The sequence below is a fragment of the Delftia deserti genome (assembly GCF_042653485.1).
Classification (GTDB): Bacteria; Pseudomonadota; Gammaproteobacteria; order Burkholderiales; family Burkholderiaceae_C; genus Comamonas; species Comamonas acidovorans.
In genome coordinates this window covers 3,804,366-3,826,392 of sequence record NZ_JBHSIH010000001.1, presented here as the reverse complement: position 1 = coordinate 3,826,392, position 22,027 = coordinate 3,804,366, and the positions used below count along the sequence as shown (strand labels likewise).

Here is a 22,027-nt window from a genome sequence, read left to right as displayed (position 1 = left end):
CCTGCCCGGCTCGACGAACCAATGCACGAGAGCGCCATGGAGACACACCCCGACGGCGGCCGATCCGCCCCCTTGCTGCAGGTCGATGGCGTCACGCTCGCCTTTGGCGGCGTGAAGGCGCTGTCGGGCGTGGGCTTCGATGTGCAGCCCGGCTCGATCACGGCGGTGATCGGTCCCAACGGCGCGGGCAAGACATCGCTGTTCAACACCATCTCGGGCTTTTACCGGCCCACGGGCGGCTCCATCCGCTTCCAGGGCGAGGACATCACGCGCGTGCCGGCGCCGCGCCGTGCGCGGCTGGGCCTGGGGCGCAGCTTCCAGAACATCGCGCTGTTCCGGGGCATGACGGTGCTGGACAACATCAAGCTGGGCCGCCACGCCCACCTGCGCACCCATGTGCTCGACGCCCTGCTCTACCTGGGCCGCGCGCGCCGCGAGGAGGCCGAACTGCGCCGCGACATCGAGGAACGCATCATCGATTTCCTGGAGATAGACCACATCCGCCATGCGCCCGTGGCCGCCCTGTCCTACGGCCTGCAAAAGCGCGTGGAGATGGCGCGCGCCCTGGCCATGCAGCCGCGCATCCTGATGCTGGACGAGCCCGTGGCCGGCATGAACCGCGAGGAGACCGAGGACATGGCGCGCTTCATCCTCGACGTGCGCGCCGAATGGGGCGTGACCGTGCTCATGGTGGAGCACGACATGGGCATGGTCATGGACCTGTCCGACCATGTGGTGGTGCTCAACTTCGGCCAGGTCATCGCCCAGGGCACGCCCGCCGTGGTGCAGGCCGATCCCGAGGTGAACCGCGCCTACCTGGGCGCGGGCGACGTGGGCGAGCTGCGCCAGCGGTTGCGCGGCGCAGCCGCACGGCCAGCGTCCACCGGGCACCTGTCCGCCATGGCGCAGAGGGCCGCATGATGGACTGGGCCTACCTGTTCGAGATCGCCCTCACGGGCCTGGCCGCAGGCGGCCTGTATGCGCTGGCCGCGCTGGCCTTCGTGGTGGTCTACAAGGCCACGCGCGTGGTCAACATCGCCATCGGCGAGCTGCTGATGGTGGGCGCCTACCTGTTCTTCACCTTCGCGGCCATGTTCGCGCTGCCGCTGTGGCTGGCCATTCCCGCCGCCGTGCTGGGCACGGGGCTGCTGGGCGCGCTGATCGAGCGCACCATGATCCGGCCGCTGCTGGGCGAGCCGCCGATCTCGGTGTTCATGGTCACCGTGGGCCTGGCCTCGGTGCTGGTGGGCCTGGTGGAGCTGATCTGGACGGCCGACCAGCGCCGCCTGCCCGAGTTCATGCCCACGCAGCCCGTGATGATCGGCGAGGCCTTTCTCGCGCCCAAGGTGGCCTGGGGCGCAGCCGTGGCCGTGGTCTTCATCGCGGCCGTGCTGCTGGTGTTCCGCTACTGGCGCGGCGGCGTGGCCCTGCGCGCCACGGCCAGCGACCAGGCAGCGGCCTATTCGGTGGGCATCAATGTGCCGCGCGTGTTCTCGCTGGCCTGGGTGGTGTCGGCCATGATCGCGGCGGTCTCGGGAATCATCGTCGGCTCCATCGGCGGCATCTCGTCGAGCATGGGCGTGTTCGGCCTGTCGGTGCTGGTGGTCGTCATCGTGGGCGGGCTGGACAGCGTGCTGGGCGCCCTGGTCGGCGGGCTGTTCATCGGCCTGGTGGAGGCGCTGGCCGGCGCCTACCTGGGCGGCGAGTACAAGCTGCTGGCCACCTTCATCGTGCTGGTCGTGGTGCTGATGCTCAGGCCCTACGGCCTGTTCGGCACGCACGAGATCGAGCGGCTCTAGACAGCTTCAGAAAGACGGCAGCATGCGCATAGGCACCCTCAAGGAAAGCTACATCGCCGATGCGGCGCTGTTCGACTCCCGCACGCAACGCACCTGGCTGGCCGTGGCCGGCGCGCTGCTGCTGCTGTTTCCCTTCATGGCCAGCGACTACTGGCTGTACCTGGCCTGCCTGGTCAGCATCAACGTGGCCGGCGCCACGGGGCTGAACATCCTCACCGGCTACACGGGCCTGGTGAGCCTGGGCCAGGCCGCCTTCATGGGCCTGGGCGCCTATACGGTGGCCATACTGCAGGCGCGCTGGGGCACGCCCGTGCTGTTCAACCTGCTGGCGGGCGGCTTCGTGGCCATGCTGGGCGGCATCGTGGTGGGCCTGCCCTCGCTGCGCGTCAAGGGCCTGTACCTGGCGATTGCCACCATCGCGGCCTCGTTCATCGCCCATTTCCTGTTCGCCAACCTCAAGCTCACGGGCGGCACGGCGGGCCTGACGCTGCAGCCGGCCACGGTGTTCGGCGTGGCGCTGGACACCTCGTTCCGGCTGTACTGGGTGATCGTGCCCGTCACGCTGCTGATGCTGCTGGGCGCGGCCAACCTGTTTCGCACGCGCATAGGCCGCGCCTTCATCGCCATCCGCGACCGCGACATCTCGGCCGAGGTGCTGGGCATACCGCTGCTGCGCTACAAGCTGCTGTCGTTCGGGCTGTCCTCGTTCTACGCGGGCGTGGCGGGCGGGCTGTGGGCGTACTTCTTTCGCGTGGTCACGCCCGAGAGCTTTCCCCTCTTGATGTCCATCTTCTTTCTGGCGGCCATCATCGTCGGCGGCATGGGCTCCATCCTGGGCGGCATCCTGGGCGCGGTCTTCATGACCATGGTCCCGGAGCTGCTCAAGCTCATCGTGGACCTGCTGCCCGGCGGCTCCGAGCTGGCCGTCTTCCTGTCGCCCGTGCGCACCATGGTGTTCGGGCTGCTGATCATCGTCTTTCTGGTCTTCGAGCCGCAGGGGCTCGCACAAATGTGGCGGCGCCTGCGCCGCTTCTTCCACCTGTGGCCCTTCCGCAATTGAGGCGGCGCCGCGCACGACAAGCTAAAGGAGACAAGCAATGCAGCAACACCCGACCTCCTCGCGCCGCCGCAGCCTGCTGCTGGCGGCAGGCGCCAGCCTGGCCGCACCGCTGGCCGCCCGCGCCCAGGCTGGCGGCGAAGACATCGTGATCGGCGGCTCCATCCCCATGACGGGCGTGTTCGCCTTCGCCGGCGTGGGCATCAATGCCGGCATGGGCGACTACGTGAAGATGGTCAACGAGGCAGGCGGCATCAAGGGCCGCAAGATCCGCTACGTGCCCGAGGACACGGGCTACAAGGTCGATGTCTCGGTGGCCGCGTTCAAGAAGATCACCAGCCAGAACAAGGTCAACCTCTACTACGGCGACTCCACGGGCTTTTCCAAGACCATCAACCCGGAGCTGGACCGCAACGGCGCCATCCTCATGGCGGGCGCCTCCTTCGCCACCGAGCTCAACAACCCGGCCAAGTACCCGAACCAGTTCCTCGTGGGGCCCGACTACACGGAGATGTTCGGCATCCTGCTCAAGCACATCGCCAAGGAAAAGCCGGGCGCCAAGGTGGCCTTCGTCTACTCCGACTCCGAATTCGGCCGCGACCCCATCGAGGCCAGCGAGGCGGCCGCCAAGAAGCTGGGCCTGAACGTGGTGGCCAGGCTGATGACACCGCCCGGCAGCGTGGACGTGTCCACCGAAGTCATCAAGCTGCGCCGCGCCGCGCCCGACTACACCATCTTCCACGGCTACATCCTCGCGCCCATTCCCGAGTTCATCCAGCAGGGCAAGCAGATGGGCATGACCAGCCAATGGATGGGCACCTTCTGGACCATGGACAGCTCCACCGTCATGAAGATGGGCGAGGCCGGCGACGGCTTCATGGGCGTCATGCCCTACCGCTACTACTACGACACCTCGGCCAAGGCGCCCATGCTGGACAAGATCCGCGCGCTGCGCCCCGAGTACCAGAGCACGGCCTATATCCAGGGCTTCCTGGCGGCCATGCTGTTCGTGGAATCGGCCAGGCGCTGCCTGGACGCGGGCAAGCCGCTCACCGGCCCCAACCTCAAGGCCGCGCTCAATTCCATCAAGGACTTCGACACGGGCGGACTGATCGGCGTGCCCATCACCATCAAGGGCAATTCGATTCCCGTGGGCCGCGTCTACAAGGCGGACATGAAGGCGCAGAAGATGCTCCCAGCGTCCGACTGGATAGCGCTTTGATGAAACGCATCCCCCTGAGCTGCTTCGCCGCTTCCCCCTTCTCTCGCACCGCTTCGCGTTGCGGGAAGGGGGACGGCACCCTCGCGGCGGGGCGGCCCTTGCTTGGTGCCCCGCGCCTGATGCACGCCATAACCAACGTCGCGGGCTCCACATGCGCAGTGAAATTTTGAAGGCAACCCCAACCAACGCAGAGACTGCAAGCGTCCTCGAAATCAACAACATCGAGGTCATCTACAACAAGGTCGTGCAGGCCCTGCGGGGCCTGTCGCTGGCCGTGCCGCGCGGCCAGATCGTGGCCCTGCTGGGCAGCAACGGCGCGGGCAAGAGCACCACGCTCAAGGCCGTCTCGGGGCTGCTGGCGCTGGAGGACGGCCTGCTGGCCAGCGGCAGCGTGCGCTACAACGGCCAGTCCACCGCGCAGTACGCGCCCCAGCAACTGGTGCGACTGGGGCTGTCGCATGTGATGGAGGGCCGGCGCGTGTTCGAGGACCTCACGGTGGAGGAAAACCTCGTGGCCGCCACCTACGCGCTCACGGGCCGCAATCAAGTCAAGCCCGACTTCGACCTGGTCTACAGCTACTTCCCGCGCCTGCATGAGCGACGCAAAGGCCTGGCCGGCTATCTGTCGGGCGGCGAGCAGCAGATGCTGGCCATTGGCCGCGCGCTGATCGCCGAGCCCCAGCTCATGCTGCTGGACGAGCCCTCGCTGGGCCTGGCGCCGAAGCTGGTGGAGGACATCTTCACCATCATCGCGCGCATCAATGCCGAGCGCGGCACCTCCATGCTGCTGGTCGAGCAGAACGCCACCGTGGCCCTGGCCGTGGCGCACAGCGGCTACATCATGGAGAACGGCAAGATCGTCATCGACGGGCCGGCCGAACACCTGGCCCAGGACGCCGACGTGCGCGAGTTCTACCTGGGCATGGGTGGCAGCGGCGAGGCAAAAAGTTTTCGCGACCTGAAGCACTACAAGCGCCGCAAGCGCTGGTTGTCCTAGCCTGGGAGCGCACATGCAAGCCCTTCCCGAACTCACCCTGCCCCAGATGCTGGCCGAACGCGCGCGCAGCGATGCCCAGCGCGTGGCCATACGGCAAAAGGACTTCGGCATCTGGAAGCCCACCAGCTGGGCGCGCTACCACGAGCGTGCCAGCCACTTCGGGCTGGGCCTGGCGCAGCTGGGCCTGCCGCCAGGCGGCCACATGGGCGTGATCTCCGAGAACCGCATCGAGTGGGTGCTGGCCCAGATGGGCGCAGGCCTGATCGGCGCCATCACCGTGGGCGTGTACCCCACCAGCCCCACGCCCGAGGTCGCCTATGTGGCGGGCCATGCCGATGTGGACATCATGGTCTGCGAGGACCAGGAGCAGACCGACAAGCTGCTGGCCGCCCTGCCCCAGCTGCCGCGCCTGAAGAAGATCATCGTCATGGAGACCAAGGGCCTGCGCAGCTTCGCGCCGGAGGTCCGCGCCCTGATCGCCACCTTCGACGAGGTCGAGCGCCTGGGCGCCCAGGCTGCCCAGGCCGCCGGCCGCGCCCTCATCGAACAGGCGCTGGCACGCCAGACGCTGGATGACGTGGGGCTGATGATCTACACCTCGGGCTCCACCGGCAAGCCCAAGGGCGCCATGATCACCTACCGCAACATCCGCGGCGTGGTGCCCGGCATTGCCGAGCGGCTGGGGCTGGACGGCGGCACGCGCCACCTGTCCTACCTGCCGCTGTGCCACGTGGCCGAGCAGATGCTGACCAGCTTCGTGCCGGTCTACCTGGGCTCGCAGGTGCACTTCGGCGAGTCCATCCGCACGGTGCAGGAAGACCTGCGCGAAGTCGCGCCCAACATGTTCCTGGGCGTGCCGCGCATCTGGGAGAAGCTGCACGCGGCCATCAGCATCAAGATGCAGGAGACCGGGCCGCTGCGCCGCGCGCTCTACCGGCGCGCCATGGCGGCCTGCGCGCCGCTGGCCGAAAAGCCCCGCAGGCAGTGGAGCCTGGCCGAGCGTCTGGCCTGGGCGGCCAGCTACTGGAGCGTGCTGCGCGCGCTGCAGAACTTCATCGGCCTGCGCGAGGCGCGCGTGGCGCTCACCGGCGCCGCGCCCATACCGCCAGACGTGGTCCGCTTTTTCCGCACGCTGGGCGTGCCGCTGATCGAGGTCTATGGCCTGACCGAATCCACGGGCATGGTCACGGGCCACCGGCTGGACGACGTGTCCGTGGGCACCGTGGGCGTGGCCACCGAAGGCGTGCAGTGGCGCATCGCCAGCCACGGCGGCCATCCCGGTGACGAGGGCGACGGCAGCGGCGAGCTCCAGATCAAGGGCGACATGGTCTTCGCGGGCTACTACAAGAACCCCGAGGCCACGGCGCAAAGCCTGCAGGACGGCTGGCTGCACACGGGCGACGTGGTGCGCGTGCAGGACGGCCAGCTGCGCATCGTGGACCGCCTCAAGGACATCATGATCACCGCCGGCGGCAAAAACCTCACGCCCTCGGAGATCGAGAACACCATGAAGGCCAGCCCCTTCATCAAGGAGTGCATCGTCGTCGCCGAGGGCCGCAAGTTCGTGGGCGCGCTGGTGCAGATCGACTACGAGACCGTGGGCCAATGGGCCCAGGCGCGGCGCATCCCCTTCACGCATTTCCGCTCCCTGGCCGAGATGGCCGAGGTGCGCGCGCTGATCGATGCCGAGATCGCGCAGGGCAATGCGCGCCTGGCCCAGGTCTCGCATGTGCGGCGCTTCCATCTGCTGACCAAGGAGCTGGACCACGACGATGGCGAAGTCACGGCCACGATGAAGGTGCGACGCTCGTCCATCTACAAGACCTACGCCGCCGAAATCGACGCCCTGTACCACTGACCCGCTCCCATGACCGACACGCAAGACACCCCGCTGCGGCTGCAGCGCGAAGGCGCCATCGCCACGCTGACCTTCCACCGCCCCGCCGCCCTCAACGCCATCGACGTGCCCATGGCACTGGCACTGCGCGATGCCGTGCGCGCCCTGGCCCAGGACCGCGCGCTGCGCTGCGTGGTGCTGGAAGGCGCAGGCCGCGCCTTCATGGCGGGCGGCGACCTGGACACGCTGGCCGCCGACCCCGTGCGCGGCGCGGCCGAGCTGCTGGCGCCGCTCAACGAGGCCGTGGCGCTGCTGGGCCAGCTCGATGCGCCCGTCATCGCCAAGGTGCATGGCGCGGCGGCAGGCGCAGGCCTGTCGCTGATGCTGCAGGCCGACTTCGTCTACGCGGCCGAGGGCACGCGCTTCAACCTGGCCTACATCAACCTGGGCGCCAGCTGCGACGTGGGAGCCTCCTGGGCGCTGCCGCGCATCGTGGGCCTGCGCAACGCGCTGGAGATCGCCATGCTGGGCGAGACCCTGGACTGCGCCCAAGCGCAGCGCCTGAGCCTCATCAACCGCGTCCTGCCGCCCTCCGAACTCGACGCCGCCGTGCAGCAGCTGGCCCAGCGCCTGGCCGCCGGCCCCACGGTGGCGCTGGGCCATATGCGCCGCCTCATGCGCGCCGGCCTGGACCGCAGCCTGCGCGAGCAGCTGGCCGCCGAGGCCTGCGCCTTCGATGCCTGTGCGCGCACGGCCGACCTGCCGCGCGGCATTGCGGCGTTCCACGCCAAGCAGGCGCCGCAATTCGAGGGACGTTGACCTCCCGCCCGGAACTGACGCCGAGGCGGCTGCGCTGCCTGCCGCCTGCCCGGCACAATGCACTCCATCCCCGTGTTCATCGCTTCGAGGAGCTTCACCATGACCCCACGCGACGTCTTCGTCGTCGGCACTGCGCGCACCGCCATCGGCACCTTCGGCGGCAGCCTCAAGGACGTACCCAACACCCAGCTGGCCACCACGGCCGTCAAGGCCGCCATCGAGCGCGCGGGCCTGGCGCCCGACGCCGTCGGCCACGTGGTCATGGGCAATGTGATCCCCACCGATACCAAGGACGCCTACCTCTCGCGCGTGGCCGCCATCGATGCGGGCTGCCCCATCGAGACGCCGGCCTTCAACGTCAACCGGCTGTGCGGCTCCGGCCTGCAGGCCATCGTCTCTGCCGCCCAGGCCATTGCGCTGGGCGACTGCGACGTGGCCATCGGCGGCGGCAGCGAGTCCATGAGCCGCGGGCCCTACTTCGACCAGGCCGCCCGCTGGGGCGCGCGCATGGGCGACGCCAAGAGCATCGACTACATGCTGGGCATCCTGCACGACCCCTGGCAGAAGATGCACATGGGCATCACGGCCGAAAACGTGGCCGAGCGCTACCACATCAGCCGCGAAATGCAGGATGAACTGGCGGCAGCCAGCCACCAGCGCGCGGCCGCTGCCATTGCGGCCGGCCACTTCAAGGAGCAGATCGTTGCCGTGGAGATCGCCACGCGCAAGGGCGTCGTGGTCTTCGACACCGACGAGCATGTGCGCGCCAGCACCACCATCGAATTGCTGTCCACCATGAAGCCCGCGTTCCGCAAGGACGGCGGCAGCGTGACGGCCGGCAATGCCTCGGGCATCAACGACGGCGCCGCCGCCGTGGCCCTGGCCGCAGGCGATCGCGTGGCGGCCCTGGGACTGAAGCCCCTGGCGCGCCTGGTGGGCTACGCCCATGCCGGCGTGGACCCCGCCTACATGGGCATAGGCCCCGTGCCGGCCACGCAGAAGGTGCTGCAGCGCACGGGCCTGAAGATTGCAGACATGGACGTGATCGAGGCCAACGAGGCCTTCGCGGCCCAGGCCTGCGCCGTGATCCAGCAGCTGGGCATGGACCCGGCCAAGGTCAATCCCAACGGCTCGGGCATATCGCTGGGCCACCCCGTGGGTGCCACGGGCGCCATCATCACCACCAAGGCCATCGCCGAGCTGCAGCGCACGGGCGGCCGCTATGCGCTGGTGACCATGTGCATTGGTGGCGGCCAAGGGATCTCGGCCATCTTTGAAAGAGTCTGAGCGCCGCCTGGGCGTGGCGATGTTTCACATGAAACATCGCCACCGCAGCCGCCTGCCGGCCTAGAACGGCGCTTCTTCAGGCGCCGTATCCACGGGCGCCAGGGCCGGCCCCGTCAACGCACCACGGCCCGAGGCCGCTGCACGCGGTGCCGCTGGTGCCGCTTGTGTCGCTGCGGGAGTCTGGGCAGCGGGCGTCTGCAGCGATGCCGGCAGATCCTGGCCCAGGCCCGTGCGCCCTTCCCCGCCCAGCGCCTCGATCAGATCGGGGATGAGCCGGGACAGCTCGCCCGTGGCAATCGCCACATCGGCATCGAAGCCGCCGTCGTCTTGCGACTGGCCTTCCATCACGGCATCGAGCAGCGCGATCTTGCGGATCTGCAGACCCTCGGTCAGCACGAAGCTCACGCGGTCATCCCAGGTCAGCGCCAGGCGCGTGGGCAGCTTGCCGTGCTCGATGTGCTGGCGCACCTCGTCGATGTCCAGCGGATGGCGCGCATAGCGCACCACCGCCTTGGATTCGTCGGCCGCCTTGAGCTCGCATTCACGGTCAATCGAGAAGCCGGCCGGGCTTTCCTGCGTGGTCAGCCAGTGCGCCATGGCGGCCTGGGCGCTGGTCTGCGTATCGACCAGGGCCAGCGCAAAGCCTGTGAGGCCCTCCACCAGCGAGCTGACCACCTCGTCGGCGCGCGCCTGGCTGCCGGTGTCCAGCACCAGTGTGCGGGCCTGGGGGTCCAGCCAGACCCACATGGCGCCCTGCTTGGTGAAGGCCATGGGCAGCAGGTCCAGCTTGGCCTCGTCCTTGAGTTCCTTCTTTTCCTTCTTGCCGGGCTTGCGACCTTCGGTGGCCTCGATGTGGGCAGCCTTTTCGTTGACGCGGCGGTTGAGCACGCTGGCCGGCAGCATCTTGGCCTCGGTCATGAAGCGCATCACCCACTGATTGGCCACGGACTCGGCCAGCGGGCCATGGGGCTCGCCGCGCGGCGGTACCCAGCCAGCGCTGCGCTCCTGCGTGGCGCCGCACTCGGCAAACGGGCTCTTGCCCAGGGCTTCTTCAAGCTGCTGCAAATCGCCCTGCCAGCTCTCGGCAATGCGATAGACGATCATGTTTTTGAACATAGCGAACCTTTGCTCGGACGGACTGCGGCCGTGCCGCAAGAGGGTGTGCAACACCGGGCTGCGCCGCCTCCATCCAGAGGGAGAAAACAGAAAAAACAGCAGGGGCGCCATGCCTTGGCGCCCCGCCCGGTCATTGTGCATGCCTGGCACCGGACGGCGCTGCACAAGCTTGTCAATTCTTTACAAGCCATGCGCAAAACCTCACTGCCCCGATACATCGGACGACCACACTTCAATCATCCGCTGCACAGGGCTCGCCAAGTGCCTTGACGGCGGCCTTCAGTCACCCTCTCCAGAAAGGATTTTGGAATGACCACCACCTTCCGCCGCACCCTCGCCAGCGCCGCAGCTGCCACCGCCTTGCTGGCCTCGTTCGCCCTGCCCTCGTACGCCCAGACCGCCGCGCCGGCAGCACCGGCTGCAGCCACCACGCCCAAGCCCGAACGTCCCATGCACAAGCCTGGCGAACGCCGAGAGCACATGCAGCAGCGCATCGCCAAGCTCAAGGCCGACCTCAAGCTCACGCCGGCCCAGGAGACCGCATGGAACACCTATGCGGCCACCTTCAAGCCCGGCGAGCGTCCCCAGCGCATGGAGCGCGAGGACTTCGCCAAGCTGACCACGCCCCAGCGCATCGACAAGATGCGTGAAATGCGCGCCCAGCGCGCGGCCGATGCCGATCGCCGCGGCGAAGCCACCAAGGCCTTCTACGCCCAGCTGGACGCCAGCCAGCAAAAGACCTTCGATGCCGCCACGCTGCACAAGGGCCACCCCGGCCACCACGGCATGGACCACGGCCCGCGCCATGACCACAAGAGCGGCCAGGCCCGCCCTGCCCCGGCACCCGCCCAGTAAGCAGCCACCTGGCCTGCCCGCCACCAGCGGGCAGCCGGATTGCTTGCGCCAGCCCTTGCACGGACGCCTTGTCAGGCGGCCGACAGTGCAAGGGCTTTTTTGCTGACTCCCCGATCTTCCCCGGACTGCCTAGAGTGGAACAGGCACAGCATTGTGTGCTGCCCCGGAGAAGATCATGGCCCCCAAAAACACTCAAACGACGCCATCCAGCTGCCAGAACCACGCAACGGCGCGCAAACATCCACCAGGACGTTCAGGGCGACCAGAGCGACCAGGACGAACCGGAAGTTTTGCCGCCGTGCTGCTGGCCGGTGCAGCGGCCGTCCTGCCCCTGGCGGCGCAGGCGCAGTCCACGCCGGAATCCTCCCCCTCCATATACCTGCAATACGGCGCGGCCGAGCACAGTGCCGACAGCTGGACCGTGGGCGTCACCGTGCCCTGGCGCAACTGGCGCCATGCGCTGTGGGGCGGCCAGCTCAGCGGCTACTGGGATGTCTGGGGCGCCCGCTGGTCGGCACCGCTGGAGGGGCGCGATCGCGGCACCTGGGTCATCGGCGTGAATCCCACCGTGCGCTGGCGCGCCAGCAACGGGCAGTCGCCGTGGTTTGCAGAAACCGGCGTGGGCCTGAGCTGGGCGCTGAACCGTCGCTACGTCACGGACGAGAAGGAATTCCCCACGCGCTACAACTTCGCCACCCATATCGGCGTGGGCTACCTGTTTGGCAGCCAGGGCCAGCATGAGCTGGTGCTGCGGCTGGAGCACCATTCCAACGCAGGCATCAAGAAACCCAATCCCGGCGAAAACTTCCTGCAGCTGCGCTACGCCCACCATTTCTGATCACGGTTGCGGATCCCGGCAAGACCACCTTCGAGGTGGTCTTTTTTTGTCCGCAGCCGCCCTGTGGAAAAACCTGGGCATAAAAATCTCGTAAATCCCTGTTTATCCACAAGGAGGATGCGCCATGGAAAGTTGTGCCCAAAACGGGTGCAGCAGCGACGCAGCATCCACCACAGGGTTTGAAGTGTCTTAAGTTGTTGATTTTTATAAGACAAATTCAGTTATCAACAATTAAGCACTTCACTTACTACTACTACTAATTAAAAAATAAGAGAGATAGGAATAACAGCCAAGGACGGTTTTTCACAGCGGCAAGACCGTTCTGGATAAAAAAAGGCAGCCGGTCCGTCAGGAAAAACGGCCTGTCAACAGGTCACAGCACTGCCAGACCATGTGCTCATCCATGTCTGGCAAGTCTTGTTTTCACCTTGGTAAACAAAAAAATCCTTTTAGATCAACAACTTGAAGTTCAATAAAGGAAAAAATTCACCTCGCACAAAACTGTGGATAGATGAAGACCAACTCAACAGTTATCCACAGAAAAAATCGAAACAGGCAAACTATCCCCGTTCGGGAGACACCGGGAACAGGGCTTTGATCACATGTTTTTCAATCGGGCAAGACATTGTTTTTTTTGAGGAATAGTGAGTTATCCACAGAGATGTCATGCCTCTACTACTACGACTATTCTTTATAAGAGGATCAAAGAACAACCGAAGGCGAAGTCACGCGGGAAGCGAAGGCCGAACGGTTTTTCAAAAAAAACAGACGTGCCAGGTTGTCTGGAGCCTGGGCATGTCCAGACGAGGGACTGCTCCAGCGAAATTGGCGCGCCTGTGTTCAAAAAAATTCCGGATCAGCTCGCGCGGCATGGCCGTATGCACGAAGACAAGACTTCCTCGCGGCCTCGCAGGAACGCTGTGGAACGGGCGCTTTTCCACAACGGGCTGTGCACTGGACGTGGAAGACTTCAGGAAAACGCGGCCTGCCAGGCGGACGCAAGCGGATGCGCCAGAGCCAGTGTTCGGCCATTCAAAAAAATTCAACCCCTTGTTGCCAGCCTGCAAGAGGACGGCGCATCCAGATCAGGAGCAGCAGATCCAGTCCAGGCAAGGGCAATCACGAAAAGTGATGGCTGCTGGCGCACCAGGGCAAGAGGACGTGAATCAGCCCGAGCGCTTCAGCGGCCTGCAGAGGACCGTGGAGGCATGGCAGCTGTCAGGCCCTGGGTTGCCCACGCCAGCGCGTCCTGGGCGTTCTGCTGGCCCGTTGGCGGGGTATGGCGGGTATGGCCGGGCCGGGGAGCAGGCACGGTCTGCGAGATCCAGCGGTATCCCGCGGGATCCGGGACCGTGCTGCAGAGGGCATGTAGGGAGATGCGGGAGCCGGGAAATACGGTTGCCCACAGGCTGTGTGCAAGTGGCCTGTGGGCAATCGGCAAGCTCGCTGATCGAAAAAATCAGCCGTGATCAATGACTTGCGTATGCAAGGGAATGCAGTGGCGACAGGGCTCGGCCTGTTTTTCGCATGCTTTCCACAGGGTCCGGCTCAGCGTGCCGGGCGGCGCTGCAAGGCAAAGGGCGGCAGGCCCTTGAGCAGCTGCTGGCCATAGCTGGTGTTCACCAGGCGCCGGTCATAGCAATACACATGGGCCTGGTCTTCCTCGGTGCGTATGGCGCGGCCCACCCACTGGGCCAGGCGGATCGCCGTGGCCGGCACCACCAGCTCATTGAAGGGGTTGCGGCCGCTGCTGCGCAGCCATTCGGCCCGGGCCTCGCCCACGGGGTCATCGGGCGGGGCAAAGGGCAGCTTGGTGATGAACAGGGACTCGCACAGCGCGCCGGGCAGGTCCAGGCCCTCGCCGAAGGACTGCATGCCGAAGATGATGGAGGGCTCGCCCATCTCCACGGCATCGCGGTGGCGGGCCAGCAGCAGGGCGCGGGGCATGGCCGTCTGCACCAGCACCTGCGAGCGCATGGCCGTGGACAGCGCATCCACCGCCAGGCGCATCTGCTCGCGCGAGGTGAACAGCACCAGGGCGCCGGCCTGCACGCGGGACAGGTCGCCCAGCAGCGCGTCCACCATCTCCTGGGTGAAGCGGGCGGCCTCCTTGGGGTCGGCCACGGTTTCGCGCGCCACCAGGGTGCCCTGGCGCGCGTAGTCGAAGGGGCTGGGCACTTCCAGCGTGGTCACGGCCGCATCGTCGTGCAGGCCTGCCTCGCGCAAAAAGAAGTCGAATTGTCCACAGCTGGTCAAGGTAGCCGACGTGAGCACGGCACCGCGCACCTGGGACCACAGATGGTGGCGCAGCGTGGCACCGGGCAGGATGGGGCTGGCATGGGCCTTGACCACGATGTACTCGCCATCTGTCTCCAACGTGAACCATTTGGCATTGGGAACGCGGCTACTGTCGTCATCCTGCGCTGGCTGCTGCATCAGCAGCTGGGCCGTGTCATAGACGGATTCCAGGCGGGGAGCCAGTGCGCCAACCTGTGCATAAGCTGTAGACAGCCTGCGTGCTTCCTCTGGATTGTCCTTGATGGCGGCGCGCAGTGCCTTGGAGATGGCGCGCAGCGCATCCAGAAAGCTGTTGGCATGGTGGGCTGCCTTGCCCAGAGGCTCCAGCAGGGGCTCGGGCAGCATGCCGCGCGGTGCGCGCACCCGGGCCGGCCCCCAGCTGTCCTTTTGCGACTTGAGCGTGTCGCCGTACAACTCCATCACCAGGCGCGCCAGTTCCTGCAGCTGCTGGCGCAGCTGGCTGGCATGGCTGGGCAGGTCGGCCAGTTCCTCCACTTCGACCAAGGTGTTCACGCGCAGGGCGCGGCTGGTCAGCTTGTCTATCCAGCCCAGGCGGCTCAGGTCCATCTCGCCGGCGAATTGGCCCAGCGCCGTGGCGGGTAGATGGTGGGCTTCGTCCAGCACCAGCAGGCAGTTGTCCAGTTCGGGCAGCAGCCGCGCGCCCAGGGAGGACAGCAGCAGATCGTGGTTGGCCACGATGACCTGGGCGGCCACCAGGTCCTTGCGGCGCTCGTAGTAGACGCAGTTGCTGAAGGCCGGGCAGTGCTTGCCGGTGCAGGACGAGGATTCGGCCGCCACGGGGCTCCAGGCCTCGGCCTCGGGAGGGGTTTCCAGAGAGTCGCGGTCGCCGTCCCAGGCCTGGGACGCCAGCGCGTTGGCCATGCTTTTGTAGAACTGCATGCGCGCCTCCAGCTCCTGGGCCGGGCGTGCCACGCGGCTTTGGGCCTGCGCCTTTTCTTCGGCGAACAGATCGTCCAGATCCTCGTCCTGGGCCTCGCCGGTGCTGGCCAGCCGCTCCAGCTTGAGCTTGCAGACAAAGCGGCCCCGCCCCTTGGCCAGCGCGAATTTGAAGGGCTGCTCCAGCTGCCGGGCCAGCGCGGGCAGATCCTTGTTCACCAGCTGTTCCTGCAGGGCGACGGTGGCCGTGGAAATCAGCACCCGGGTGCCGCGCGCCAGCGCCATCGAAATGGCGGGAATGCTGTACGCCAGCGATTTGCCCACCCCCGTTCCGGCCTGCACCACGGCAATGGACCGGGTGGGCTCCGGTGCGCCCTCATCGATTTTTCCCAGCTGGGCCTGGCTGAAGGTCTGCGCGATCTGGGCCGCCATTTTTCGCTGCCCCTCACGATTTCGGAACCCTGGGATGGCCCCGACCACGTCATCAAAGGATTTCAGGGCCTGTTCAGCCCATTTTTTTTCATGCATTTCGGCGTGTTTTGACCAAATGGATCATCTTGGTCCACCTGTTTATAAAGATTCGTACAGTGATATGTATTAAATAAGATGCGAAATCTTATGAAATACAGCGCACAAAGCGCGTTTTTCGTATGCCGTACAGCCTACAAGCTGCCCGTCATATGGATCACTGAACCCGCCAATCGCATGTGTGCACAGGTGGGTATCGGTCACCGGGATGGACATCTGTCCACCGGCTGTTCCTGGATTGTTCCCATGGCCGTTGATGGCCATGCGCGTGGCCGCATCCACAGTCTTGCCCACAGCGGCCAGGGCGTTCGGCCTGTGATCAATCCTGTGTGCATGTTGTTGGCATGCTTGTGGATTGATTGGGTGATTGTCGCCATTCACCGTTGATTTGCAACGGATTTTTCATGGGTTCAGGTTCCCCGCGATTTCCAGAGGATGGTGGAAGTTGTCACCACTGTGGAAAACAGGGCCTGTGCAGATCTTTGGCTTTGCGGATGGTGCTTTTCCCCGGGATATCCACAGGTCTGTGGCCGCCGTGGCCTGGCCTTGGTCCATCGCCAGGCGGCAGGTCAGCGGCGGCACAGCGGATCGCGCTGGATCTCGAAAAAGCGCAGACGATCCCTGCCAGGGCTCAGCCCCGGGCGCCGGCCCAGGTACGCGAATGTCTTACCAAACGGTAATGAAGGCTTCACGCACGCAGGAAGATGCGTTTTCTAGCATCTGTTTCATCTCAGGAGACAAGGGTCGGCTCGCTGCAGTCCCTGCGCTCCAGGCATGGATTGAAGGGGCAAGAATGATCAAGACATTTGCGGGCCTGCCCAAGGCAGCCCGGTTTCCGGCGGCATCGGCATGCGCTGTCATCGCCGTGGCCTGCCTTGTGGCGGGCTGCGATGCATCCAAGGCATCGGCACAGAACGAACCTGCCGCGCAGGCGCCTGCGCCGGCCGGCGTGGTGCGGGTAAAGCCCGAGTCGCTGAAGATGCTGGACATCGCCGTGGTGGCCGATCCGCAGGGCACGCAAATGGCCTGGGCGCCCGCGCGCGTGGCCTTTGCCGAGGACCGCGTGGCCACTGTCTCGGTGCCGCTGGCCGCGCGCGTGGTGTCGGTTCGTGCCCATGTGGGTGACATCGTCAAGGCCGGCGACGAGCTGGCCACCCTGGTCAGCCCCGAGGCGCTGCGCGTGCGCTACGAGGTGGAAGCTGCCCGCAGCGCGCATGACGTGGCAACCGTGGAAGTGCGGCGCCAGCAGACCATGGTGGACAAGGGCGTGGGCGTGGAAGTGGATCTGCGTGCGGCCCAGGCCAAGCTGCGCGAGTCGGCCCAGGAGCTGGCGCGTGCCCAGGGCACGTCGGCGCTGCTGGGGCAAGGCGGTGGCGACCGGCTGGTGCTGCGTGCGCCGCGCGCCGGCGTGGTGGCCGAGCGCAAGGCCGTGGTCGGCGCCTCGGTCGAGCCCAGCGGCGAGCTGTTCCTGATCGGCGATCCCGCCGCCATGAACGTGGTGGCCGATGTCTTTGAAAGCGATCTGCCCGGCATCCGCCTGGGCAGTGCCGTGCAGGTCGATGTGCCGCAGTTGCCCAAGCCCCTGACCGGCACGGTGCGCCACCTGGGCGCCACGCTGGACAAGGAGTCGCGCCGCGCCTCCGTCATCGTGCAGCTCGATGCGCAAAACCCCGTGCTGCGTTCCGGCATGCAGGCGCGCGTGGGCCTGCAGGTCTCCAACGAGCACGAGATGCTGATCCCCGTGACGGCCGTGCTCATCAAGGATGAAAGCCGCAGCATCGTCTTCGTGCAGACCGGCGAGCAGCAGTTCGAGGCCCGCACCGTGGTGCTGGGCCGGCCCTCGCGCGGCATGGTGCCCGTGGTGTCGGGCCTGAAGTCGGGTGAAAAGATCGTCGTGCGCGGTGGCCTGCTGCTCGACGGCGCAGCCAGCCAGCTGCTCTGATCGCGGCCAGGAGACTCATCAATGCTGCGTTCCCTGATAGCGTTTGTGGTGCACCGGCGGCTCGTCGCCCTGTGTGCCACCCTGATCATCGCCATCTATGGCGTGTACTCATACCTGCACACGGCCATCGAGGCCTATCCCGATGTGACCAATGTGCAGGTCGGCGTGATTGCCCAGGCGCCGGGCCTGGCCCCCGAGGAGGTGGAGCGCCAGATCACCCAGCCGCTGGAGCGCGAGCTCAACGGCACGCCGGGCCTGGTGTCGCTGCGCTCGGAGAGCTACTTCGGCCTGGCCATGATCAACCTCGTCTTCAATGACGATGCCGACAGCTTCCATGCGCGCGCCGAGGTGTCGCAGCGCCTGCCCCAGGCCAATCTGCCCGATGGCGTCACGCCCGAGATGGCGCCCGACTACACGCCGCTGGGCAAGATCTTCTACTACCGCCTTAAGAGCGACCGCCACACGCTGGCGCAGCTGCGCACCGAGCAGGAATGGCGCGTGGTGCGCACCCTCAAGCAGGTGCAGGGCGTGGCCGACGTGGTCAGCATCGGCGGCTTCGTCAAGGAGTACCACGTCGAGGTGGATCCCGAGAAGCTGTATGCGCTGGGCCTGTCGCTGGAAGACGTGAGCGATGCCCTGTCCAAGTCCAACCGCAACGTGGGCGGCGGCCTGATGCGCCGTGGCGAGCAGTCGCTGATCATCCGCGGCATCGGCCTGCTGCGCACGCCGCAGGAGATCCAGGGCGTGGTCGTGGCCATGCGCGGCAGCGCGCCCGTGACCATCGGCGACGTGGCGCGCGTGGTGCAGTCGCACACGCCGCGCCAGGGCTCGGTGGGCATGGACGATGCCGACGACGTGGTCCAGGGCATCGTGCTGCTCAAGCGCGGCGAGAACCCCTCGGTGGTGCTGGACCAGATCCATGCCAAGGTGGCCGCGCTCAATGACGGCGGCCTGCCCGAGGGCATGCACATGGAGACCAACTACGACCGCTCCGACCTGGTCGGCCACACGCTGGGCACGGTGCAGCACAACCTGCTGTTCGGCGCCACGCTGATCGTGGGCGTGCTGTGGCTGTTCCTGCGCAGCCTGCGCGGCTCGCTGATCGTGGCCACGGTGATCCCGCTGTCGCTGCTGGTGGCCTTCATCGGCCTGCACCTGCTGGGCATGCCGGCCAACCTGATCTCCATGGGCGCCATCGACTTCGGCATCATGGTGGACGGTGCCGTGGTGCTGGCCGAGAACATCATCCGCAACGCCCGCCTGCGCAAGCCGCAGACGCAGGCGGACATGCGCCACATCATCATCGACTCGGCCGTGGCCGTGGCCAAGCCCACGCTGTTCGCCATGGCCATCGTGATCGCGGCGCTGATCCCCGTGTTCTCGCTCGAAAGCATCGAGGGCCGCATCTTCCGTCCGCTGGCCATGACCTACAGCTTCGCGCTGCTGGGCGCCCTGGTCTTCGCCATGGGCCTGGTGCCGGCACTGTGCGCGCTGTTCCTCAAGCCCCAGCACGTGATGGTGGAAGAGCCCAAGATCTTCGACCGCGCTCACCACGGCTACCAGCACTGGATTGCCAAGGTGCTGGACGCAGGCCGCCGCCGCGCCATGATCGTCGTCGCCTCGCTGGCCATCCTGGTGGCGGCCGGCCTGTCGGCCGCCTGGCTGGGCACGGAATTCCTGCCCGAGCTCGATGAAGGCGATGCCTACGTGCTGGTGCAGATGCCGGCATCGATCTCGCTGGAAAAGGGCCAGGAAGTGCTGCGCGACGTGCGCCTGCGCCTGAAGACCTTCCCCGAGGTGATCACCGTCACCACCGAGCAGGGCCGGCCCGAGTCCGGCACCGACAACGAGACGCTGAACCTGGCCAAGGTGCTGGTTCGCCTGAAGGGCCACGGCGAGTGGCGCAAGGGCCTGACCAAGCCCCAGCTCATCGAGCAGATGCGCGCCACGCTGAGCGAGATTCCGGGCGTGTCGTTCAACTTCGCCCAGCCCATCCGCGACAGCGTCGAGGAATCGACGTCCGGCGCGCGCGGCCAGGTGGTGCTCAAGGTCTTCGGCCCCGACATTCCGCAGCTGCGCTCCATCCTGCAGCAGACCGTGGACCTGGTGAAGGACATCGATGGCGTGGTCGACCTGGGCCTGTACCGCGATGCGCCTGCACCCCAGGTCCACGTGGAGTTCGACCGCCAGTCGCTGGCGCGCCAGGGCATTGCCATGGAGACCGCGCAAAAGACGCTGGAGGCGGCGCTGGCCGGCAACATCTCCACCACGCTCTGGGAGGGCGAGTACCCCGTGCCCGTGCGCGTGCGCCTGCCCTATGTGGACCGCATGGACGAGGAGCGCATCCGCAACATCGCCATCCCCCTGCCCAACGGAGGCTCGGTGCCGCTGCATTCGGTGGGCCAGGTGGCCATCAAGATCGGCAACTCCTCCATCTTCCGCGAAGGCAATGCGCGCTACATGGCGCTCAAGTTCAACGTGGAAGGCCGCGACATCGGCTCCGTGGTCAAGGACACGCTGGCCACGTTCAAGAAGAACGTGAAGATCCCCGAGGGCTACCAGGCCGTCTGGGGCGGCGAGTGGGAGAACCAGCAGCGCGCGGCCGCACGCCTGAAGATCGTGGTGCCGCTGTCGCTGATCATCGTCTACGCCCTGCTGTTCGGCGCGCTGGGCCAGGCGCGCAGCGCCGGCATCATCTTGCTGTGCGCGCCCTTCACCATGGTGGGCGGCATCGCGGCCCTGCACTTTGCGGGCATCGAGCTGTCCATCAGCGCGGCCATCGGCTTCATCGCGCTGCTGGGACAGGTGGCGCTGGCCGGCCTGCTGGTGATCTCGGCCGTGGAGGAATTGCGACGGCAGGGCATGCCCATGATGCAGGCCCTGGTCGAGGGCGCTGCAGAACGCATGCGCTCCATCGTGCTCGTGGCGCTGCTGGCGTTGCTGGGCCTGCTGCCCATGGCGCTGTCCACGGGCGTGGGCAGCGAGACGCAAAAGCCCTTCGCCTCCGTGATCGTGGGCGGCATGGTGGTGCTGCCCCTGGTGGCCCTGGTGCTGCTGCCCGTGCTCTATGCGCTGCTGGGCCCCAAGAACATGTTGACGCAGGAAGAACTCGATGAAAAAGAGTGATAGCCCCCTGAGCGGCTTCGCCGCTTCCCCCTCTCGCTTCGCGGGGGGGACGACGCCCTCGCCGCGAGGCGGCTCTTGCTCGGCGTCCCTGGCTTTTGGTCGCGCCGGTTTTGCAGGCAGCGCCCGTTATCGGGCCCTGTTTGTGGCTGTGGCGCTGTGCTGGGGGGCGGGTTCTGCGCTTGCGCAGCAGGCTGTGCCCGCTGTGCCGGCCATCACTGCGGCGCCTGCCTCCGAGGTGGCTCCGGCGGCTGCGCCGCAGCAGCCGGTGGGGATGCAGGAGTATCTGCAGATGGTGGTGCGCAACCAGCCCCAGCTGGCGGCGCAGCGGCTGCAGATCGGGATTGCGCAGGCGGACAGCCGCACGGCGGCGGCGTTTCCCAATCCCACGGCGTCGTACAGCAGCAAGCCGGGCGAGAAGCAGTGGGGCATCGAGCAGCCGCTGCCCATCTTCGGCCAGCGGCGTTTGCGCATGGAGAACGCGCGCAAGGGCGAGACGGCGGCGCGTGCCAATGTCGAGGTGGCCGTGGCCACCACGCTCAACGATGCAGCCACGGCCTTCATCGACCTGCTGATGACGCAGCAGCGCCTGAAGGTCTGGGAAGAGGCGCAGGAGTCGCTGAACGGCGCAGGCAATATCGTGCGCGGCCAGATCGAGGCCGGTGCGCGCAGCCGCTATGACGGCGCCCGCCTGAGCCTGCAGCAGGCCCAGATGGCCATGCAGGTCAGCCAGGCCCAGTCGGACTGGCAGGACGCCGCCTCGCACGCCGCCGCCCTGGCCGCCCTGCCCCAATGGGCGCCGCGCGCCACGGGCAGCCTGCAGGCCGTGCCCGTGGGCCAGCTGCTGCACGAGCAGGAGCTCTGGGAGGCCGCGCGCCAGCGCCTGCCGGCCCTGGTGGCCGCCCAGGCCGAGCTGGACCAGTTGCGCCACAAGGTCGAGCTGGAACGCCGCGAAGCCCTGCCCACGCCCAGCGTGAGCGTGGCGCGCGTGCGCAACCGCCTTGACGGCAACTACAACCAGATCGGCGTGTCGGTGGAGCTGCCGCTGTTCGACCGCCGCGAAGGCCCGATCGCGCGTGCCCAGGTGGAGGCCGAACAGGCCCAGCTGCGCTACGACGCCGCGCTGATCGAGGCGCGTACCGAGCTGCAGCGCGCCATCAAGCAGCTCAAGCTGCGCCGCGATGCCGTGCGCGCCTACGAAAAGCAGGGCCTGGCGCAGATCGCGCCGCTCAACCAGATGGCCCAGGACGCCTACAAGCTGGGCCAGGGCTCCATCCTGGAGCTGATCGATTCGCTGGGATCGATCAACGAGCACCGCCTGGAGCACCTGGACCTGGTCAAGGAAATGATGCTGGCCGAGTGGCAGGTGCGCGTGGCCAGCGGCGATCTGCCGATGTGGGCAGCGCCCTGAG

16 protein-coding genes are annotated in these 22,027 nt (G+C 66.7%); 14 read left to right on the top strand and 2 right to left on the bottom strand.

Annotated features, from left to right (window positions below; translation table 11 throughout):
* Positions 1-36 precede the first annotated feature (36 nt).
* The 8 genes from ACFPFG_RS18385 to ACFPFG_RS18350 all read left to right on the top strand — a co-directional run bounded on the left by ACFPFG_RS18385 (position 37) and on the right by ACFPFG_RS18350 (position 9,018).
* Positions 37-921: an ABC transporter ATP-binding protein gene (locus tag ACFPFG_RS18385; RefSeq protein WP_183018721.1), complete on the top strand. Its 885-nt coding sequence runs from the start codon at positions 37-39 to the stop codon at positions 919-921.
* The gene (locus ACFPFG_RS18380; RefSeq protein ID WP_013799949.1) at positions 918-1,799 is read left to right on the top strand and encodes a branched-chain amino acid ABC transporter permease; all 882 of its coding nucleotides are present in this window, start codon (positions 918-920) and stop codon (positions 1,797-1,799) included. Before ACFPFG_RS18385 ends, ACFPFG_RS18380 begins: the two co-directional genes overlap by 4 nt.
* A 22-nt stretch (positions 1,800-1,821) precedes the next feature.
* Positions 1,822-2,859, top strand: a complete 1,038-nt coding sequence (locus tag ACFPFG_RS18375) for a branched-chain amino acid ABC transporter permease (protein ID WP_183018722.1) — start codon at positions 1,822-1,824, stop codon at positions 2,857-2,859.
* A gap of 37 nt (positions 2,860-2,896) precedes the next feature.
* On the top strand, positions 2,897-4,078 hold the full coding sequence (locus ACFPFG_RS18370) for an ABC transporter substrate-binding protein (RefSeq protein WP_183018723.1): 1,182 nt from the start codon (positions 2,897-2,899) through the stop codon (positions 4,076-4,078).
* A gap of 166 nt (positions 4,079-4,244) precedes the next feature.
* A complete protein-coding gene (locus ACFPFG_RS18365) occupies positions 4,245-5,075 on the top strand; it encodes an ABC transporter ATP-binding protein (protein WP_312373328.1) in 831 nt (276 codons plus the stop codon).
* Positions 5,076-5,088: 13 nt separating this feature from the next.
* A complete protein-coding gene (locus tag ACFPFG_RS18360) occupies positions 5,089-6,933 on the top strand; it encodes an AMP-dependent synthetase/ligase (protein WP_380107730.1) in 1,845 nt (614 codons plus the stop codon).
* A gap of 9 nt (positions 6,934-6,942) precedes the next feature.
* The gene (locus ACFPFG_RS18355) at positions 6,943-7,731 is read left to right on the top strand and encodes an enoyl-CoA hydratase/isomerase family protein (protein WP_380107727.1); all 789 of its coding nucleotides are present in this window, start codon (positions 6,943-6,945) and stop codon (positions 7,729-7,731) included.
* 99 nt (positions 7,732-7,830) lie between these two features.
* On the top strand, positions 7,831-9,018 hold the full coding sequence (locus ACFPFG_RS18350) for an acetyl-CoA C-acyltransferase family protein (RefSeq protein WP_312373325.1): 1,188 nt from the start codon (positions 7,831-7,833) through the stop codon (positions 9,016-9,018).
* 60 nt (positions 9,019-9,078) lie between these two features.
* On the opposite strand, the gene ACFPFG_RS18345 is transcribed toward ACFPFG_RS18350, so the two are convergent.
* Positions 9,079-10,134, bottom strand: a complete 1,056-nt coding sequence (locus ACFPFG_RS18345) for a recombination-associated protein RdgC (RefSeq protein WP_380107725.1) — start codon at positions 10,132-10,134, stop codon at positions 9,079-9,081.
* A gap of 309 nt (positions 10,135-10,443) precedes the next feature.
* Between ACFPFG_RS18345 and ACFPFG_RS18340 the strand changes: the two genes are divergently transcribed.
* Positions 10,444-10,989 carry a Spy/CpxP family protein refolding chaperone gene (locus ACFPFG_RS18340; protein ID WP_065344976.1) on the top strand — a complete coding sequence of 182 codons (546 nt, stop codon included), beginning with the start codon at positions 10,444-10,446 and terminating at the stop codon, positions 10,987-10,989.
* A gap of 175 nt (positions 10,990-11,164) precedes the next feature.
* A complete protein-coding gene (locus ACFPFG_RS18335) occupies positions 11,165-11,827 on the top strand; it encodes an acyloxyacyl hydrolase (RefSeq protein WP_380107723.1) in 663 nt (220 codons plus the stop codon).
* Positions 11,828-13,375: 1,548 nt separating this feature from the next.
* Here the strand turns inward: ACFPFG_RS18335 and dinG are convergent.
* The gene (dinG, locus tag ACFPFG_RS18330; protein ID WP_380107721.1) at positions 13,376-15,550 is read right to left on the bottom strand and encodes an ATP-dependent DNA helicase DinG; all 2,175 of its coding nucleotides are present in this window, start codon (positions 15,548-15,550) and stop codon (positions 13,376-13,378) included.
* A 90-nt stretch (positions 15,551-15,640) separates the two neighbouring features.
* Between dinG and ACFPFG_RS18325 the strand changes: the two genes are divergently transcribed.
* The 4 genes from ACFPFG_RS18325 (at position 15,641) to ACFPFG_RS18310 (ending at position 22,026) form a co-directional block, all read left to right on the top strand.
* Positions 15,641-15,937, top strand: a complete 297-nt coding sequence (locus tag ACFPFG_RS18325; protein ID WP_143343517.1) for a hypothetical protein — start codon at positions 15,641-15,643, stop codon at positions 15,935-15,937.
* 406 nt (positions 15,938-16,343) lie between these two features.
* On the top strand, positions 16,344-17,492 hold the full coding sequence (locus tag ACFPFG_RS18320) for an efflux RND transporter periplasmic adaptor subunit (RefSeq protein ID WP_012201959.1): 1,149 nt from the start codon (positions 16,344-16,346) through the stop codon (positions 17,490-17,492).
* A 21-nt stretch (positions 17,493-17,513) separates the two neighbouring features.
* Positions 17,514-20,618 carry an efflux RND transporter permease subunit gene (locus ACFPFG_RS18315; protein WP_183018732.1) on the top strand — a complete coding sequence of 1,035 codons (3,105 nt, stop codon included), beginning with the start codon at positions 17,514-17,516 and terminating at the stop codon, positions 20,616-20,618.
* Positions 20,605-22,026 (top strand): TolC family protein, encoded by a 1,422-nt coding sequence (locus ACFPFG_RS18310; protein WP_380107718.1) that lies wholly within the window; start codon positions 20,605-20,607, stop codon positions 22,024-22,026. The genes ACFPFG_RS18315 and ACFPFG_RS18310 overlap by 14 nt, the downstream gene beginning before the upstream one ends.
* The last annotated feature ends 1 nt before the right edge of the window (position 22,027 follow it).